The sequence below is a fragment of the Cryptosporangium minutisporangium genome, assembly GCF_039536245.1.
Lineage (GTDB): Bacteria > Actinomycetota > Actinomycetes > Mycobacteriales > Cryptosporangiaceae > Cryptosporangium > Cryptosporangium minutisporangium.
In genome coordinates this window covers 13,907-31,509 of sequence record NZ_BAAAYN010000022.1, presented here as the reverse complement: position 1 = coordinate 31,509, position 17,603 = coordinate 13,907, and the positions used below count along the sequence as shown (strand labels likewise).

Here is a 17,603-nt window from a genome sequence, read left to right as displayed (position 1 = left end):
CGTTTTAAGAAATCTCCTGCATCAGCCGGTCTGAAGCTCGCAGAGAGCGTGGCATACCGTTGGAGGCGTGCCCCGCGTCAACGAAGAGCCCGTCCCTCCTCCATCAGTAGACGCCGAGTGGTGGACGACGTCCGACGTCGCCGCCTACCTGAATCTGCGTGTCGGCACGGTCAGTTCCTACCGCCAGCGTGGGCAGATGCCCGAACCCGACATGACTGTTGGCCGCACCCATATGTGGCGTCCGGCTCGCATCGTCGAGTGGCACGAGCAGCGCCCGCGCCCCGGCGTCGGCGGACGTCCCGTGCCGGCGGACACGAGCGATGTCGAGACGGCAGACTGAAGACAGCTCCGTCCGGAAGGCAGGCTCTCTGTGGCTGCTGCGCGCGCCCCCTTCGACCGTGACACCGCCTACGAAGCTCTGACCGCTGCAACCGCGGACCTGCCGTACGACCCGGCAGACGCCGAACTGGTGCGTCTCGGGTCGTACGCCGTGTTCCGCCTACGCGGCCTTCCCGTCATCGCCCGCGTCGGGCGTTCCGAATCGCTGCTGCCAGTCGCCCGCCGCGAGGTTGCGGTGGCCGAGTGGCTTGCCTCGGCCGGTATCCCCGCCGTCCGTGTTCTCGACCTGGACCTCGAGCAGCCAATCGTGGTCAACGGCCGCATTGTGACCCTGTGGGAGTCTGCCTCCGACGAAGTCGAGTACGGCACACCCGCCGAGTTGGCCGAGCTGCTGCGCCAGCTGCACGCGCTCACGCCGCCGGCCTCCCTCGACCTACCGAACCTGCAACCGCTCGGCCGCGCGACTGATCGCGTCGACCAGGCCGACGGCCTCGATGAAGACCAGCGAGGCTTCCTGCGTGACAAGGCCAAGGAGCTGACCGAGGCCTACGACGGACTCGAATTCGCCCTACCGATCGGCGTGGTCCACGGGGACGCCAACGTCGGGAACGTCTTCCGGGACCGGAACGACCGTCCGCTGTTCGGCGACCTGGATGGGTTCGCGATCGGCCCGCGTGAATGGGACCTGTTGCAGACCGCCATGTTCTTCGACCGGTACGGCTGGCACAACGAGGGCGAGTACCGAGCGTTCACTGACGTCTATGGCTTCGACATGCTCGCTTGGCCTGGTTACGAGACGCTGGCCCAAACGAAAGAGTTCCTGATGGTCACGTGGATGGCTCAGAACGCCGGCCACGGTGATGCGAAGGTCGACGCCGAGCTGGCGAAGCGGATTGACAGTCTCCGCACAGGCGCCAGCCGCAAGGACTGGGCACCGTTCTAGGAACCGCGAGCCGTTCGGCTGGCCACCCACAGATGATGTTCGCCAGCGGCCCCGACCAGCTCGCGCACGTGCGCACTGGCCGCGTGCGGCGCGAGCTGCTTCCGGAACTGCCGTAAGTACTCCACGCACCGCGCGGACCGCACCTGCTCCCCCAGGTCGAGTGCGGCCCGTGCGGTGACGCATGCCTGCTCGACGTCGCCCTGGCCGAGGTGTCCGGCTGCCTGCACCATCGTGACGAAGAAGTCGCTCCGAGCGGACGCACCGCCGCTGCCGGCCAGCGCGCTCACGGCGTAGGTGACCGCGTCGGCGCTGCGCCCGATGTCCCGGAAGCTGTGCGCCAGCTCGGCCGCCAGCTCGGCGTCGTCAACGTAAGAGATCCAGTCGGGATCGTTGCCCGGCTGCCGACGCTCGAACACGTTGACCGCCTCGCCGAGTGCCTTCTGCGTTCCGACAACGTCGCCACCGACCGCCAGCGCGCGTGCCTCCATCGCGTAGAAGTGCGCGGTGAGCGTCGGTGTCGCGTAACGCTGGCTGCCGGTCCGAGCCGCCCGCGCGAGGTTCGCCGCTTCCCGCGACCGGCCGAGGAACGTCGCCTGGTGGCTCATGGCGTCCAGTGCGCTGCTGGCCAGCAGCACGTCGTCAGCTGCCTGTGCCAGGCGGAGCGACTGAATGAAGTACCGCTGCGCCATCCCGTGCACGCCAGCGTCGTACGTAGCCCACGCCGCGAGCAGCGTGGCTTCCGCTGCCGCCGCGTGCAGCTGCCGCCCGGCCTGCTCGCCGTAGCGGCCGGCGAGCAGGCCCGCGACGTCGGAGTGCAGGAACTGAATCAGCGCCCGACGCGGGCGTTCGCCCCCGTAGTCGTTGTCGAGCCGATCTAAGGCCGCGGTGGTGGCGCGCACAGCGTCGACGTCGGACTGGCCAACGCGGACGCCGGCCGCGCGCTCGACCAGGTCGTCGCGGCCCGGCCGGACGAGCCACGCCAGCGACGCTTCGGCCCAGGCGGACGCCTTCGGTGGCGCGTCGAGGATCGGTCGCATGTCGTCGAGGTCCGCGCGCCACAGTCGGGAGAGCACGGCGCCGACGTCCTCTGGTTCGGTGCCGTAGGTCATGCCCAGTTCGGGATCGAGTGCCTCGGTCGCCGACATGCCGACGTCGGCCAGCGTCACGGTTCGTCCGAGGCGTTCGCCGATCGCATCGGCGATGTACTGACCGGTTCGGCCCCGGGGTCGCATGCCCGCGAGCCAGCGGTTCACGGACGTGTGATCGCAGCGAACGGGGTGCCTGTCGCGTGTGGACCAGTCCCGGACGGCGCGAGCAAGCGCCTTGTTGGACATGTTCGCTTCGGCCATCAGACCGGCGAGCTGGTCGTTCCTGCGTGGTGGCTCCACGGCGTGCCGCACCTCCTCCCCGCTATCGCAACACACCGGGGCGCACACGCGGTACGGCTTTGCATCTTTGCGCCCCCGTTTGCGCCCTGCTGAAGTCGCTCCGACCTCGCCAAACTTCATGGTGTGGTCAGCGAAGAGGCTGGCTCCGCCCGGAACGGCCATTGACCGAGTACTGACTGAGTCAGTACTCTGCGCTTGTGGGTAGCCGCCCACGAACGCCAACGGCCGCCCGGTGCGCCAACACCGGACGGCCGCGTTACAGGTCGGTTCCCGCTGGCGCCAACCAGCGAGAACCAGCACGTCAATCCAGGTAAGGGGAGTTGACGCATGTCGATCGTAAGTGCCGCCGTGCCCACGCACGGCACCCAGGACAACGAAGAGCCATCCGCCGCCGAGCTGGCAGCGATCACGGCCGAGTGGCCGATGATCGCTGCTGAGTTGGACGTGGTCGATGCCGAGATACGCATCGTCTCGGTCGTCCGCCCGTCCGCGCTCGACTGGCGCCGGCTGCGTCGGGCCGAGCGTCGTGTACTCGCGCTCCGCGACCTGGCCGCCCGTCCGGCCATCCGGTCCGACTTCCCGGGGGTGGCGTGATGGCCGCCGAGCAGACCTGCAAGACGTGCAACGGCCACGGCTCGACTGCGCACAGCGCGGGCGGATCGGGCTACACGTACAAGCGCTGCACTGCATGCGGTGGAACGGGGCGCACGCGATGACCACCGACGTGACCAAGCCCGGAAGCACCTACCCGGCCTCGATTGAGGCGCTGTTACCGCGCGCCCGAGAGCTGGCCTCAGCTCTGGGTTCGCTGCCGTCGCGGAACAAGCTCATGCAGGAACTCCGGATCGGTGCACCCAAGGCAGGTGCGCTCCGCGACGTGCTCACCTCAGAGGCACCGACCGGACGCGAGACCGGCATGGGTCGCCTGCATCTCGTCACCGCCGACGAGTCGGACCCGGTGCCGGTCGAGGTGGCCCCGGCTCCGATCGAGACCACAACCGTGACGGTTGAGCCGTCAGCGCCGATTCAGGCCACCCCGACCCCCGAAGCATCGCCGCAGATCAGCGAGGACGGACACCCGGGCACGCCGACTCACGAGGAGACACCAACGACCGGTCGGGTGCCCCGCTCGTGGCCGGTGCTGCTGCTGGCGTTCGGCGCGTTCGTGACCATCTGGTCGGGCTGGGTCGGACTCGGCGAGCTGACCGGGTTCGGCATCGTGCACCCGCTCCCGGGCATCTGGGACGAGTTCGAGCTGAACACCGCGATCACGCTTCCGATCGGCATGGAGGCGTACGCCGCTTACGCGCTCCGAGCCTGGCTCTCTCCCGCTGTCCCGCCGCGTGCTCGCCGGTTCGCGAAGTGGTCCGCGATCGGGTCACTGACGCTCGGCGCGCTCGGGCAGATCGCCTACCACCAGATGGCCGCCGCGAACGTCACCCAGGCGCCCTGGCCGATCACCACCCTGGTCGCCTGTCTGCCCGTCGCCGTACTCGGCATGGGCGCCGCGCTCGCCCACCTACTCCACGACCGCTGACGACGCGGACCGACCCGCCTACCCCGCCAAGAGTGTTCGGGTCGGTCCGCCTTCCTCACCACCCCGCATCGACTGCCAGGGAGGCAGACCCATCATGACGAGCCCCAACGACCAGCACGACCCGGGCCGATTCGACTGGAATCGCGCCGAGAACGACCTGAACACTTCGACACCTGCTGTCGGCCCGGACGGGAGCACCGCCGAGGTAGTCGACCTGGACGCCGCCCGCGGTCGGCGTGGACAGGTGTGGGACACCTCCTACGAGATCGAACTGGACTCGGCCGACCAGACGCCCCTCGTGGGCGAGCTGGTCGACGCCCCGGTGATCGCTCCGGAGGGCACGCGCCGGCCGATCATCCCGGTCTCACTGCGCCCGGAGAACCTGCGCGACACCCTTGCCCGGTTCCTCGGGCAGGTCGCCTACGTGTCCGGCTTCCACGCGATCCGCTCCCCCTGGTACCTGCTCCAGACGCTTTGGTTCGCTCTCCGGGGTCTGCTCCGCGTGGTGCGGCTCCAGCTCGGCTGGTGGTGGGTGCGCAACCACTTCGCGCTGCTCCAGCACACCGCCGACGCCAACGACCCGCATGAATGGCTCAAGATCCACCGCGAGATCAAGTCGACCCGGCTGTGGCGCGGCATCGTCCTCGGCACCGAGGCCGTCACGATCCTGATCGGCGGATTCATCGCGTGGGCGCTGGTCCCGCGCCTGTACCTGGGGCTCGCACTGGTGGGGGCGCTGCTGGTCCTGGCCCACGTCGGCCGTCCGGCCGGTCGCACGATCATCGGGACGGCGATCGTGGCGCCACGCTTCCGGAAGCTGAACTCCGACGTCGTGCTGCGGGCGTACTACGCGGCGAAGCTCGGCGACCCGGACAAGGCCGGTCAGCAGATCCAGTTCGGCTCGCGCATGGGTCGTGAGGGTGGTGGCTCGCACGTCCTGGTCGACCTGCCGTACGGCAAGGGTCTGGACGACGCGGTCAAGGCCCGGGGCGCCATCGCGTCGGGCATGGATGTGGCGCTCTCGCAGGTCTTCATCTCGCGTGACCCGTCGAGCCACCGCCGGCACGTGCTGTGGGTCGCCGACCGTGACCCGCTGGCGCTCCCGGCGGGCCGGACGCCGCTGCTGCGCTGCAAGCCGACCGACATCTGGCAGCCGGCACCATTCGGGCTCGACGAGCGGGGCAACGTCGTCTCGGTCAACCTGATGTGGACCTCGCTGCTCATCGGTGCGCAGCCCCGGCAGGGCAAGACGTTCGCCGCCCGCACGCTGGCGCTCTATGCCGCGCTGGACCCGTACGTGAAGCTCGCCGTGTTCGACGGTGGCGGTAAGCCGGACTGGCGACGGTTCGCGCTGGTCGCCGACTGGTACGCCTTCGGTCTCGCGCTCACCCGCGACGGCGACCCGGCCGACATCCTGCTCGGCTTCCTCCGCTGGCTCAAGGCCGAGGTGCAAGACCGCTACGAGCGGCTGTCCCAGCTCCCGGTCGACGTGTGCCCGGAAGGCAAGCTCACCCGCGAGATCGCCCGCGACCCGAAGTACCGCATGCCCGTCTGGGCCGTCTTCATGGACGAATTCCAGGAGTACTTCGACCTGGGAGAGCAGTCCAAGGAGATCGCCGGACTGCTGGTCTACCTGGTCAAGGTCGCACCGGCCGCCGGAATCTGCCTGGTCGACGCCACCCAGCGACCCTCGGGCATCGGCAACGGGCAAGTCGCCAGCCAGTTCATCTCTTTCCGCGACAACCACCAAGTCCGCTTCGCGCTGCGCACCGGCTCCTGGCAGGTCTCCGACCTGGTCCTGGGCTCCGGCGCCTACAGCGAAGGCTTCGACTCCTCCACGCTGCTGCCCACGTACAAAGGCGTCGGGATGCTCCGGGGCGCCTCGGACGCAACGCCCATGGTGCGGACCTACCTCGCCGAGGCACCGGACGCGGAAAAGATCCTGCTCGCCGCCCGCAAACTCCGCGAGCACACCGGAACGCTCTCCGGCATGGCCGCCGGCGAGCAGGTGGCCCGCGAGACCCGCGACGTGCTCGCCGACGTGGCGAGCGTGTTCACCGTCTCGGAGACCGGTCTGCACTGGACGGTCATCGCTGCACGGCTCGCCGACCGTATCCCCGAGCACTACGCCGACCTGACCGCCGACGCGATCTCGGCGCAGATGCGCGCACTGAAGGTGCCGAGCAAGGACGTCAAGCGCGACGGCCAGAACCTCAAGGGCGCCCGCGCCGCCGACGTCCGGACCGCGCTCGAACGCCGCGAGGCGAACGGAGCGTAACCAACTGACCGATCGGGTCGGGTAGCGACTCCCGCGCTACCGGTAGCGGCTGCGCTACCCGACCCGCTACCACCACCAACCCATCCCATCAGGCCGTATTTCCGCTGGTAGCGGGTCGCGGCCCTGGCCCCTCACGCCCAAAAACAGCCCGTGGAGGCATCCCGTGCTTGCCCTCGCCGCTACCTCTACCCCCGATCCCGCTACCTACGGTGACCTCCTGGTTCCCCTCGCGTGGCTGCTGCTCGCCGCGCTGATCGTCCTCCCCGCCTATCTCGGCCTCTGTTTCGTCTGGCCGTTCACCGGCTGCCGCCGCTGCGGAGGCACCGGCCACCGCGCCGCCTGGATCGGCCGCGGGTTCCGGATGTGCCCGTCCTGCGACGGCACCGGAGCGCAGCTGCGCCTCGGCCGGCACGTCCTGAACTACCTGCGCCGCACCCACCACACCACCCGTCGCCCGAAGCACTGAACGGAGACCTCTCATGGCCAACGAAACCACCATCACCATCGTCGGGAACCTCACCGCCGACCCCGAAATGCGAGTCACCCCGACCGGCGTGGCCGTCGCCAAGTTCACCGTCGCCTCGACGCCCCGGACCCTCGACAAGGCGTCCGGTCAGTGGGTCGACGGCGAGGCGATGTTCCTGACCTGCACCGCCTGGCGCCAGCTCGCCGAGAACGTCACGCAGTCCCTGACCAAGGGCTCCCGCGTCGTCCTGACCGGGCGGCTGCGCCAGCACCACTGGGAGACCGACCAGGGTGAGAAGCGCTCCATGTTCGGTGTCGACGTCGAGGAAATCGGCCCGTCGCTCCGTTGGGCCACCGCGACCGTCCGCAAGGCCACCCGCTCGGGGCCGACCGGGCAGACGCCGCCGGACGACGCCTGGTCGACCGCCGCACCCGCCGCGCCGACGAACCACGGCAGTGACGAACCGCCGTTCTGAGCCGACGCCCGGCCTGGTGTGGGTCAGCGACCTGCACCAGGCCGGCACCGGCCCCGACCAGGTCGCCGCCTGGTACGCGCGCCAAGCCGCTGCCTGGTCGGAACGCGCCGCCAGCAACGGCGACGACCCCGAGGCCACTGCCCGCGCGAACTTCGCCGCCTGGAACCAGGCCATCTACGCCCGACGCGCCGCCGAGCTGGCCGCTGGCACCCCCGCTCCACCGATCGCCGAACCACCGACCAGCGCCACGCCCGACCTGTTCAACGCACCGGAGGAACCACCCGTGAACACCAGCCAGAACGCACTACTCGACGCTGCTCTCTCGGCCGCCGGCCGAGGCTGGCACGTCTTCCCGCTCCGCCCCGGCCAGAAGCGCCCCGCCATCACCGACTGGGAGAACCGCGCCACCACCGACCCCGACCGCATCCGCCGCTGCTGGTCAACCGGCGCCTTCAACGTCGGCATCGCGACCGGGCCGTCCGGACTCGTCGTCGTCGACCTCGACACCCCAAAGGACGGCGCCGACGCTCCGGAGGAGTGGCGCCTTCCCGGCATCCGATCCGGGCAAGACGTGCTGGCCGTGCTCGCCGACCAGGCGAGCTCCGACCTGCCGCTCGACACCTACACCGTCGCCACGCCGTCCGGTGGCCTCCACCTGTACTACGCGCACCCCGACGGTCCCGAACTGCGCAACACCGCCGGACGCCTCGGCTGGCTCATCGACACCCGCGCGCACGGTGGCTACGTCGTTGCTGCTGGCTCCCTGGTCGACGGCCACGCCTACACCGCGACGTACGACGCTCCGCCAGCGCCACTTCCTCCGTGGCTAGCACTGCCCTTGACTCCGACCGCCCCGTCACCGGTTCGACCGAGTCGAGCATGGGCGGAGTTGCTGGCCACGGCGAAGCGCCGTAACGCCTACGCCGCCGCCGCGCTCACCGGCGAGCGGGACCGCGTCCTGAACGCGACCAGCAACCGCAACGACGCGCTCAACACCGCCGCCTACAGCCTCGGCCGACTCGTCGGCTCCGGCGCCCTCGACCGCGACCTGGTCGTCACCGTCCTCACCGACGCCGGACTGGCCGCCGGACTCGAGCCCGGGGAGACCAGCCGCGCCGTCCGCTCCGGCCTCGACGCCGGTTCCCGCAACCCCCGCGAGGTGGCCGCATGACGCTCACGTTCACTGACATTTTCTGCGGCGCCGGCGGATCGTCGATCGGGCTGACCGCCGCCGGATTCGAACTGAAGCTGGCCGCCAACCACTGGCCGCGAGCGATCGAGACTCACGCCGCGAACTTCCGCGACGCCGAGCACCTGTGTGCCGACGTCAACAACTACGACATGCGGCGGCTACCCCGCACCAGCGTCTTGTGGGCTTCGCCGATCTGCACGGAGATGTCACCGGCCGGAGGCCGGTCCGGCGGACGCCAATCGTCGGCTAAAGGGCAGCTCGATCTACTGGAGTTCGGCCCGATCGCCCAGGCCGGATTCGAGCGCACCCGCGCGACGTTCCACGACGTCATCCGCGCCACCGAAGTGCACCGATACCAGGCCGTCATCGTCGAGAACGTCGTCGATGTCGTCTGGAAGTGGGAGCTGTTCGACTGGTGGGTCGAGGGCATGTGCAAGCTCGGCTACCAGGTCCAATTCGTCTCCGTGTCCTCCGCACACGTCGGCGGTGAGGACAACCCGCACGCGCCCCAATGGCGCGACCGGCTCTACATCGTGTTCACCCGCACCGGAATCCCACTGCCGGACGTCGCCCCGCGCCCGCTGGCCTGGTGCCCGGTCTGCGAGACCGACGTCAACGCCGTCCAAGCCTGGCGCAACCTGCGCAAACGCAAGGTCGGAAAGTACCGCCAGCAGTACGACTACCGATGCCCGAACGCGACCTGCCGTAACGGACTGGTCGAGCCCTACGTTCTCCCTGCCGCTACCGCGATCGACTGGTCCGACCTCGGCACCCGGATCGGCGACCGACCCCGGCCGCTGGCAGCGGCCACCATGCGCCGGATCACCGCCGGACTCGAAATGTTCGCCACCGAGCCGAGCATGATCACCGTCAATCACGGCGCGCTGGCCGCCGATGGCCGAGCCTTCCCGGCGTTCGGTGGGCCGCTGCCCACCCGCACCGTCCGCATCGGGGACGGCCTAGCGATTCCGCCCCTGCTGGTACCGAGCGGCGGCACCTGGAACACCGCAGCGACAAGCACCGGCGCGCCGATGCGCACCCGGCTGGCCAACGAGAAGGGATTCGAGGGCCTGACGGTCCCGCCGGCCTGGCTGACCGTGATGCGCAACCACTCGACCGCCGAACCGGTCGAAGAACCTCTGTCCACGATCACGACCAGCGGCCACCACCACTACCTGACTGTGGCTCCGCCAGACGCGTTCTACGTCAAGAACTACGGTGGCCACGCCGAGCCACGGCACATGGTCAAGCGCGTGGTCTCCGAACCACTCGGCGTCCTTACCGCGCAGGACCACCACGCCCTGGTCATCCCGTATCGCAAGGGCACGGCCAAGACGACCGCCGAGCCGCTGCACACCCTGGCGACCCGCGAGTCCGCCGCGCTGGTCCGGCCGACCGTCGACGTCGAGGACTGTTCCTTCCGGATGCTCAAGCCCCGCGAGCACCTGCGCGGCCAACGCTTCCCGGATGAGTACCTGGTCACCGGCAATCAGGGCGAGCAGACCATGCAGGCCGGTAACGCCGTCTCGTCGAACGTCGCCCAATGGCTGGCCACCCAGATCGCCGCCGTACTCAGCGGCCACGGCGACGCCCCCGTCGTCCCGCCAACCCACAACACGCTCAGGGAGGCAGCATGACCACGCCCGTCGTCGCATCCGAGGGTGCGCGCCTGCTCGACGCCGTCCACGCGTCGCTCACCCGCTATGTCGTCCTGCCGACCCCAGAGGCCACCGACGCCGTCGTCCTCTGGATCGCCGCGACGCACGGACAACCCGCGTGGGCGCACGCACCGCGCCTGGTGATCCGCGCACCGGAGAAGCGCTGCGGCAAGTCCCGGCTGCTCGACATCGTCGAAGCACTCAGCCACGCGCCGCTCATCACGGTCAACGCGTCGCCGGCCGCGGTGTACCGCTCGATCACCGGCGACCCACCGACGCTGCTGGTCGACGAGTCGGACACCATCTTCGGTCCGAAGGCCGAGGGCAACGAAGACCTGCGCGGCCTGCTCAACGCCGGCCACCAGCGCAACCGACCCGCCGTCCGGTACGACGCCGCGAACAACCGCGTCGAGCACATCCCGACGTTCGCGATGGCCGCGCTCGCCGGAATCGGCGCGATGCCCGACACGATCGAGGACCGGGCAGTCGTCATCCACATGCGTCGCCGGACGGCCGGAGAATCCGTGTCGCCGTTCCGGCACCGGCGCGACCGGCCCGCGCTGCGCGAGCTGGCCGACCAGCTCGCCGAGTGGCTGCGCATCGACCTGAAGGCGCTCGAATCGGCCGAGCCCGCGATGCCCGTGGAAGACCGCACCGCCGACACCTGGGAACCGCTGGTCATCGTCGCCGACCAGGCCGGCGGCACCTGGCCGGAACGCGCCCGCGCTGCGTCACTCGCCCTCACCGCCGAGGCAAGCGACCAGGGACAGACGTCGCTCCGCGTGCAGCTGCTCGCCGACTGCCGCACTGCGTTCGGAACCGACACCGTCTTGCCGACCGCCGTGCTGCTCGACCGGCTGAAGACCGACCCGGAAGCACCGTGGCTCGACTACGGTCCGGCCGGCCTGTCGGCCATGAAGCTCGGGCAGTTTCTCCGCGAGTACGACATCCGGTCGTCCAACATTCGGTTCACCGACGGTAGCCAGAGCAAGGGCTACCAGCGCGCCGATTTCGCCGACGCGTGGGCGCGCTACTGCCCCGAATCGGCACCGCCGAGCGAGGAAGCCGTCCCAGCCGTCCCAACCTCATCGGTGCAGGTCAGCGCGGGACGGCTCGACGAACCGGGACGGCTCAGCCGTACCGCCAATTCAAGCCGTCCCAGCGTGACCAGCGGAAATGACCCTGGGACGGCTGGGACGGCTACCCCTCCACTCCGACTCGTGCGAGGCGCCGAATGACCACTCAGAAGCGGCCCGCCTCAGCGCCTCGACGCGCACCTACGGTCACCACCACACCGACCCCCGCGCTCCAGACCGTCCACGGGCCACACAACGGGCTCGCAGACGGCCGCGACGTCCGGCCGAACCGCAGTCACCAAACGAGCACCGATCAGCGGACCCGGCTACCTACGGCGCTCCCAGCGGGCGCAACGAAGCGAGGAGCCCGCAGCACCAAAGAGCGTTACCTCTCCATTCCCCAGGTCGCCGAGATTCTTGGCACCACCGAGCGATTCCCCCGCCGACTGATCGAGGAACGACGCATCGAATTCCAACGCTTCGGACGACACGTCCGCATCGCCGAATCGGTACTGACGGCCTACATCGAGTCATGCACCGTTGAACCCGTCCGGCGATCCCGGCGAGTAAGGAGCGTCGCATAAATGGCGCCACGCAAAAACACCAAGGCATCGTTCGGCAGTGCGCGAAAGCTCAAATCGGGACGGTGGCAGGCCCGCTACACCGGCCCGGACGGTATTCGGCGCACCGCTCCGCACACCTTCGAGACCAAGACGGCCGCCCGTGACTGGCTCACCCAGCAGAACGCCGCGATCCTTCACGACGCCTGGACTGACCCCGATGCCGGAAAGATCTACCTCACCGACTACGCCGACCGCTGGATCACCGAACGCGAGGTGAAGCCCCGTACTCGGCAGGAGCACGCCCGCGTGATCCGGCTGCACGTCCTCCCTTACCTCGGCGAGAAGTTCGTCGGAGACATCCGCCCGTCGGACATCCGGACATGGCGAGCCGACCTCACCGCCAACGGCGTCGGTGCTCCGACGATCGCCAAGGCGTACCGGATCGCTCACGCGATCTTCGCCACGGCGCTGGACGAAGACGAGATCATCCGCCGCAATCCCTGCCGCATCAAGGGCGCCGGCCAGGACAAGGCAGCCGAGCGCCCGACGGCAACCCTCACCCAGGTAATGGCAATCGCCGCTGCAATTCAGCCCCGATACCGGCTCCTCGTTCTGCTGGCTACGTTCACTCAGCTCCGCTTCGGTGAATTGGTCGGCCTACGGCGCCGGAACGTCGACCTCACAAAAATGGAGCTGAAAATCAGAACCCAGACCATCGAATTGGAGGACGGAACCCAGATCGACGAAGACCCGAAATCCGAGGCCGGAAAGCGCAAGATCGCACTACCGACCGCGCTCAAAGCCGACGTCGAGCTGCACCTGTCGACGTTCGCCCAACCTGGTCCGGCCGGCCGCCTGTTCGTCGGTTCCCAGGGCGGCATCCCTCGACGGCGGAACTTCAACCGCGTCTGGCACAAGGCGCTCAAGGACGCGAAGATCCCCGGCGAACTCAGGCTACGGCTGCACGACCTCCGGCACACCGGGAGCACCTGGTCTGCGCAGAGCGGCGCCACGCTCAAAGAGCTGATGGCCAGGATCGGCCACGCGAGCCCGCGGGCGGCCCTGATCTACCAGCACGCGACCAGCGACCGGGATCACGCCATCGCAGCGTCACTCGACGCGATGCTGAACGCCGCGAGGGAGCGCACCGGAGCCTGATCGGGCACGCGTTGGGCACGCGCCCCTAATCGCCCCGGAAACGACAGACGCCGTGCGGGTGGGCTATCTCTAGCCTGACCTGCACGGCGTCTGTTCTACTTCTTGGGGTGGAGCTGAGGTCCCGGCATAAGAACACCCCTAGCCCCACCGTCACCGGCCCTGACCTGCGGCTTCCCGTCACGAAGGAGCGCCGCACCACGTGAACACCAGCCGAATCAGCCCCAGACGAACATCACCATCTGTCCTCAGTGACCTCCGCCCAGCAGGACCCGCGCCAACCGGCATGGAAGATCCGCCGCTAAGGCGGGGCGCCGGCAAGAGCACTGTCACCACAGGCAACGGCGGACCGTGTCAGCGGTCGACGATGAGGAGGTCGATGGCGGCTTCCCGGTCGATGGCGGTGGGCAGCGTGTCACGCCGAGTAGTGTCGAGCAGGGAATGGCCCATCGGCTCGGCGACCAGGACGACGTCGGCAACCTGTCGGAGCAGCCGGGTGCCGAAGGTGTGCCGCAGCACGTGCGGGTGAGGCCCTCCAGGCCGGCGCTCTTACCGATCAGCTCGTCGACGCTGCGGCCGGGAGAGCCGGGCGCCCTAGCGGTTGAGGAACAGCGCGTTCGTCTCGTCGGCGCCGGGCCAGCCGGCTCACTCGACCATCCATGCCTTGATGGGCGGTCGGGGTTCGGCGTGCAGCGGCACCTCGCGGTACCGGTTACCCTTCCCCCGATCGGACGAGCGCTTCCCCTTGCGGGCGCTAATCGGCACGTCGTCCAGGTCGAGGCCGACCAGTTCGGCCGTCCGGACGCCGGTGTAGAAGAGCAGTAGGCGATCGCCTTGTCCCGGGCGGAGTCCAGCTTCTCGGCCTGGCGGAGAAACCGACGCTGGTCGGCCTCGTCCAGCGCGCGGGGCGCCGCGGCCGGCAGGCCTTCCCAGCGGGCGACGGTGTGGCCCACGCCGAGGTGATCGTAGATGTCGGCGTTGGCTGCCGGCGCCCGCTCGTAGTCGACCAGCGCCGCGTCGAGCCGCTCCCTGGTTACTGCCGCCACCGACCAGGCTCCCGATATATCGGAACCGCGTCCCGAATGGCGCCGACCAGATTGGCGTCGGGCTACTGCGGGTCAGTTCAGGACTCAGTCGTCGTCGTCATCGTCTTCGACGAGTTCGCCCTCCCAGGCTTCCTTGCCTTCCCAGACGGCGAACGCGGCGATGATGAAGCCCGCGACGGGGTCGAGCCAGGCGGCGCCGGTCACGGCGTAGAGGCCGAGTCCGAGGAGGGTGGAGATGCTGAGCAGGACGCAGATCTTGGTCTCGGCGGCGTCGGCCAGGATCAGCTGGTCCCCGCCCAGTTGTGTCCCGACGCGGCGCTTGGCCCGGGCCAGCAGCGGCATGACCACCACGGAGGCGATCAGCAGCACGATCCCGACGAGCGAGGTCTCGGGTTCCTCGCCGCCCACCAGGCTCCGGACGCCCTCGATGATGACGTAGGCGGCCAGCACGAAGAAGGTGACCGCGACGGCCTTGAGGGTGCGGCGTTCTTTGGCTTCGTCGGCTTCGCCGTGGCGTAGCCGGGCCGCCAGGCGCAGCCCGACTAGCACCGAGGCGGCGGATTCGATGCCGGAGTCCAGGCCGAATCCGACCAGCGACACCAGGCCGGCGAGCAGCCCGACGGTGATCGCGACCGCTCCCTCGATCACGTTGTAGACCACGGTGAACTGCGCCAGTCGCAGCCCGCGGCGGGTCAGCCGCTCAGTCTCCGCCGCGCTGAGGGCGGCCGGTGCCGTACTCATCGGTCCTCCTCGGTGGCGCAGCCGTAGGTGGGGCACAGCGCGACGGCTTCGCCGGTCGCGGCGAGCAGCTGTTCGGCGGCGCGCAGCAGGTCGAGCAGTTCGGGCCGGGCGAGGGCGTAGAACATCTGCCGGCCTTCGGGGCGGCCGGTGACCAGGCCGCAGTCGCGCAGACAGGCTATGTGCGCCGAGACCGTCGACTGCGCCAGGCCGAGCATGCCGGTCAGGTCCACCACCCGCAGTTCCCCGTCGGCCAGGCGCCGCAGGATCGCCAGCCGGGTCGGGTCGCCCAGCCCGCGGAACAACGCCGCCGCGGGCGCCAGGTCATCGGCCGATCGCGCGGCCGCCACATCACTTTTAATCGCCACAGAGCGATGATAACGTCTAGGCCGGATTCATCGTCAACTGTAGGTTACATCGCTCGGCGACGATCGGATGTGGTGGCGGTGGCGGAGCGGGCCGGTGATCGCCGGTGGTGGGTGCTCGGGGCGCTGGTGCTGTGTGTGCTGGTGCTGGGTCTGGACTTGACGATCCTGAACGTGGCGTTGCCGACGATCGCCGGGGACCTGGCGGTGGGCACCGGCGGGCTGCAGTGGGTGGTCAACGCCTACGTGCTGGTGTTCGCGGGGTTGATGCTCCCGGCCGGGGCGCTGGGTGACCGCTACGGCCGCCGGCGGCTGCTGCTGGCCGGGCTCGTCGTGTTCGGCGGGGCGTGTCTGGCCGCGACGTGGGCGGAGTCGGTGGCGGTGCTGGTGGCGCTGCGGGCGGTGATGGGCGCGGGCGCGGCGATCATCATGCCGATCGTGCTGGCGGTGCTGGCGGTCCTGTTCGACGAGCGGGAACGCGGCAAGGCGCTGTCGGTGGTGGTGGTCGCGATCGGTGCCGGGCTTCCGCTGGGGCCGATCGTGGGTGGCTGGCTGCTGCAGCACTACTGGTGGGGCTCGATCTTCCTGATCAACGTGCCGATCGCCGCGGCGGCCGGAGCGCTGATCGCGGTGTTGATGCCCGAATCGAAGGATCCCCGGCCCCCGCGCGCCGACCTGCCCGGCGCGGTCCTGTCCACCGCCGGGCTGGTCGGCCTCGTTTACGGCATCGTCGAGGCACCCGGCCGCGGTTGGACTGATCCGCTGGTCCTGGGGATGTCCGCGGCCGGGATCGGGCTGCTGGCCGGGTTCGTGGTCTGGGAGCTGCGCGCCGCGGCGCCGATGATCGATCTGCGGCTGTTCGCCGATGCTCAGTTCGCGTGGGGCACCGTTGGAGCGACGCTGGCCAGCTTCGCATTGTTCGGGCTGCTGTTCACGCTGCCGCAGTATCTGCAGCTGGTGGAGGGCGCCGACGCGTTCGGCACCGGGCTGCGGCTGCTGCCTTTGATCGGCGGGATCGTGCTCGGCGCGCCAATCGCGCAGTCCCTGGCCGCCCGGGCCGGCTACCGGACGCCCGTCGCAGCAGGACTGCTGCTGGCCGCGGCAGGGCTGGCCGCCGGAGCCACCACCGACGTCGGGACCGGCTATGGATTCGTGGCTGCCTGGCTGACCCTCACCGGATTCGGGGCAGGCATGAGCCTGACCCCGGCGATGGACGCCGTCCTCGGCGTGCTTCCACCGGAACGGGCCGGGTCGGGCACGGCGCTGACGATGGCGCTGCGGCAGGTCGCCGGCGCGTTCGGAGTCGCGCTGCTGGGCAGCCTGCTCGCCGCCGGCTACAGCTCCCGCCTGGACACCACCGGCCTGCCCTCACCCGCCGCACACGCCGCCGACGAGTCGGTCGCCGCCGCGCGCGCCCTCGCCGCCCGCACTGGCAACACCGCCCTGGCCGCGAACGCCTCGGACGCGTTCGTGCACGGCATGGCCCTCGCGCTGGGCGCGGCCGCCGTCGTCGCGTTGCTCGGCGCGGTCCTGACCGCGGTGTTCCTGCCCGGCCGTCCGACGCCGACCGGCCAGGTGACCCAGCCGGGGGCGCATCCGGAGGCGGTGGCGTGAGCCAGTCGTCGCCAGCCGACGCAGCCGCTGCGGGCTGGTCGGGGGCCCTGGTCGTCGAGCCAGGGCTGCTGGCCTTCACCGGCCGGATCGGTACCGCCGCCGCTCACGCCCACGCCTGCCTGCAGATCCTGCACGTGACCACCGGCGCGGTGCACCTCAGCGACGAACACGGCGACACCCGCCGCGCCCACACCGCGATCATTCCCACCGGCGTCCGGCACGCCCTCACCGCCGAGCCGGACGCCAAGGGCCTGATCGCCTACCTCGACCCGGCCAGCACCGGCGCGCGCGCCGCTTCCCACCACCTGGCCGCCCTCGGCCCGCCCGAGCACGCCTCGACCTGGACCCATGTCGAGGCCATCGTGCCGGCGGCCGACCCCGCGCCTCTGCACCCCGGGCTGCGCCGGGCGGTGGACCTGAGTACCCGCCGGACCGACGGCCCGCCCGACCTGACCGTCCTGGCCGGCCTCGTCGGACTCTCGGCCAGCCGTCTGGGGCACCTGTTCCACGACCAGCTACGCCTGCCCTACCCGGCCTGGCGGCGGTGGACCCGGCTGCGCAACGCCCTGGACCAGGTCCGCGCCGGCGCCACCCTTACCCAGGCCGCGCATGCCGCGGGGTTCACCGACAGCGCCCACCTGACCCGCACCTGCCGCGCCATGTTCGGCCTCACCCCCACCGAGGCGCTGCGCGCCGCAGGCTGGCGAGCCTGAAACCCCGGTCGCAGCGGATCCGTGCAAGGCCCTGACCGCCTTGGGCGCCACCCTCGA

Annotated in this window: 18 protein-coding genes; 14 read left to right on the top strand and 4 right to left on the bottom strand. The window is 70.0% G+C overall.

All coding sequences use genetic code 11. The features are described from left to right. Positions 1-67: 67 nt before the first annotated feature. Entirely contained in the window at positions 68-340 is a 273-nt protein-coding gene (locus ABEB28_RS16550) for a helix-turn-helix domain-containing protein (RefSeq protein WP_345728997.1), read from the top strand. A 30-nt stretch (positions 341-370) separates the two neighbouring features. Next, positions 371-1,282, top strand: coding sequence for a phosphotransferase enzyme family protein (locus tag ABEB28_RS16545; RefSeq protein ID WP_345728996.1), 912 nt, complete (start codon positions 371-373; stop codon positions 1,280-1,282). Here the strand turns inward: ABEB28_RS16545 and ABEB28_RS16540 are convergent. Beyond that, the gene (locus tag ABEB28_RS16540) at positions 1,279-2,670 is read right to left on the bottom strand and encodes an NsdA family TPR-like regulatory protein (RefSeq protein ID WP_486323378.1); all 1,392 of its coding nucleotides are present in this window, start codon (positions 2,668-2,670) and stop codon (positions 1,279-1,281) included. The two genes, ABEB28_RS16545 and ABEB28_RS16540, sit on opposite strands and share 4 nt — an antisense overlap. A gap of 327 nt (positions 2,671-2,997) precedes the next feature. Between ABEB28_RS16540 and ABEB28_RS16535 the strand changes: the two genes are divergently transcribed. From ABEB28_RS16535 to ABEB28_RS16490, 10 genes are all read left to right on the top strand, one after another. Next, entirely contained in the window at positions 2,998-3,264 is a 267-nt protein-coding gene (locus ABEB28_RS16535; RefSeq protein ID WP_345728994.1) for a DUF6284 family protein, read from the top strand. Positions 3,265-3,382: 118 nt separating this feature from the next. Then, the gene (locus ABEB28_RS16530; protein ID WP_345728993.1) at positions 3,383-4,207 is read left to right on the top strand and encodes an ABC transporter permease; all 825 of its coding nucleotides are present in this window, start codon (positions 3,383-3,385) and stop codon (positions 4,205-4,207) included. Positions 4,208-4,301: 94 nt separating this feature from the next. Beyond that, entirely contained in the window at positions 4,302-6,485 is a 2,184-nt protein-coding gene (locus tag ABEB28_RS16525; RefSeq protein ID WP_345728992.1) for a cell division protein FtsK, read from the top strand. 163 nt (positions 6,486-6,648) lie between these two features. Beyond that, positions 6,649-6,951, top strand: a complete 303-nt coding sequence (locus tag ABEB28_RS16520) for a hypothetical protein (RefSeq protein ID WP_345728991.1) — start codon at positions 6,649-6,651, stop codon at positions 6,949-6,951. Between the two features lie 13 nt (positions 6,952-6,964). Then, entirely contained in the window at positions 6,965-7,426 is a 462-nt protein-coding gene (locus ABEB28_RS16515) for a single-stranded DNA-binding protein (RefSeq protein ID WP_345728990.1), read from the top strand. Then, positions 7,407-8,597: a bifunctional DNA primase/polymerase gene (locus tag ABEB28_RS16510; RefSeq protein ID WP_345728989.1), complete on the top strand. Its 1,191-nt coding sequence runs from the start codon at positions 7,407-7,409 to the stop codon at positions 8,595-8,597. The genes ABEB28_RS16515 and ABEB28_RS16510 overlap by 20 nt, the downstream gene beginning before the upstream one ends. Then, positions 8,594-10,255 (top strand): DNA cytosine methyltransferase, encoded by a 1,662-nt coding sequence (locus ABEB28_RS16505; RefSeq protein WP_345728988.1) that lies wholly within the window; start codon positions 8,594-8,596, stop codon positions 10,253-10,255. The genes ABEB28_RS16510 and ABEB28_RS16505 overlap by 4 nt, the downstream gene beginning before the upstream one ends. Further along, positions 10,252-11,514 (top strand): DUF3631 domain-containing protein, encoded by a 1,263-nt coding sequence (locus ABEB28_RS16500; protein WP_345728987.1) that lies wholly within the window; start codon positions 10,252-10,254, stop codon positions 11,512-11,514. Before ABEB28_RS16505 ends, ABEB28_RS16500 begins: the two co-directional genes overlap by 4 nt. 233 nt (positions 11,515-11,747) lie before the next feature. After that, entirely contained in the window at positions 11,748-11,936 is a 189-nt protein-coding gene (locus tag ABEB28_RS16495) for an excisionase family DNA-binding protein (protein WP_345729036.1), read from the top strand. Continuing rightward, a complete protein-coding gene (locus ABEB28_RS16490) occupies positions 11,937-13,073 on the top strand; it encodes a tyrosine-type recombinase/integrase (RefSeq protein WP_345728986.1) in 1,137 nt (378 codons plus the stop codon). It begins immediately after the preceding gene. A gap of 351 nt (positions 13,074-13,424) precedes the next feature. On the opposite strand, the gene ABEB28_RS16485 is transcribed toward ABEB28_RS16490, so the two are convergent. From ABEB28_RS16485 to ABEB28_RS16475, 3 genes are all read right to left on the bottom strand, one after another. Next, a complete protein-coding gene (locus ABEB28_RS16485) occupies positions 13,425-13,589 on the bottom strand; it encodes a hypothetical protein (protein ID WP_345728985.1) in 165 nt (54 codons plus the stop codon). A 611-nt stretch (positions 13,590-14,200) separates the two neighbouring features. Continuing rightward, a complete protein-coding gene (locus ABEB28_RS16480; protein ID WP_345728984.1) occupies positions 14,201-14,857 on the bottom strand; it encodes a cation diffusion facilitator family transporter in 657 nt (218 codons plus the stop codon). After that, positions 14,854-15,222 (bottom strand): ArsR/SmtB family transcription factor, encoded by a 369-nt coding sequence (locus ABEB28_RS16475; RefSeq protein WP_345728983.1) that lies wholly within the window; start codon positions 15,220-15,222, stop codon positions 14,854-14,856. The genes ABEB28_RS16480 and ABEB28_RS16475 overlap by 4 nt, the downstream gene beginning before the upstream one ends. A gap of 72 nt (positions 15,223-15,294) precedes the next feature. Here ABEB28_RS16475 and ABEB28_RS16470 point away from each other — a divergent pair, with 72 nt between their 5' ends. Continuing rightward, positions 15,295-16,833: a DHA2 family efflux MFS transporter permease subunit gene (locus tag ABEB28_RS16470; protein WP_345728982.1), complete on the top strand. Its 1,539-nt coding sequence runs from the start codon at positions 15,295-15,297 to the stop codon at positions 16,831-16,833. Further along, entirely contained in the window at positions 16,830-17,546 is a 717-nt protein-coding gene (locus ABEB28_RS16465) for a helix-turn-helix transcriptional regulator (protein WP_345728981.1), read from the top strand. The genes ABEB28_RS16470 and ABEB28_RS16465 overlap by 4 nt, the downstream gene beginning before the upstream one ends. Positions 17,547-17,603: the final 57 nt, after the last annotated feature.

Excerpts from the sequence above, each read along its gene's own strand:
- ABEB28_RS16535 (WP_345728994.1), top strand. The coding sequence starts at position 2,998 with ATGTCGATCGTAAGTGCCGCCGTGCCCACGCACGGCACCCAGGACAAC.
- ABEB28_RS16530 (WP_345728993.1), top strand. The coding sequence starts at position 3,383 with ATGACCACCGACGTGACCAAGCCCGGAAGCACCTACCCGGCCTCGATT.
- ABEB28_RS16525 (WP_345728992.1), top strand. The coding sequence starts at position 4,302 with ATGACGAGCCCCAACGACCAGCACGACCCGGGCCGATTCGACTGGAAT.
- ABEB28_RS16515 (WP_345728990.1), top strand. The coding sequence starts at position 6,965 with ATGGCCAACGAAACCACCATCACCATCGTCGGGAACCTCACCGCCGAC.
- ABEB28_RS16505 (WP_345728988.1), top strand. The coding sequence starts at position 8,594 with ATGACGCTCACGTTCACTGACATTTTCTGCGGCGCCGGCGGATCGTCG.
- ABEB28_RS16500 (WP_345728987.1), top strand. The coding sequence starts at position 10,252 with ATGACCACGCCCGTCGTCGCATCCGAGGGTGCGCGCCTGCTCGACGCC.
- ABEB28_RS16490 (WP_345728986.1), top strand. The coding sequence starts at position 11,937 with ATGGCGCCACGCAAAAACACCAAGGCATCGTTCGGCAGTGCGCGAAAG.
- ABEB28_RS16480 (WP_345728984.1), bottom strand. The coding sequence starts at position 14,857 with ATGAGTACGGCACCGGCCGCCCTCAGCGCGGCGGAGACTGAGCGGCTG.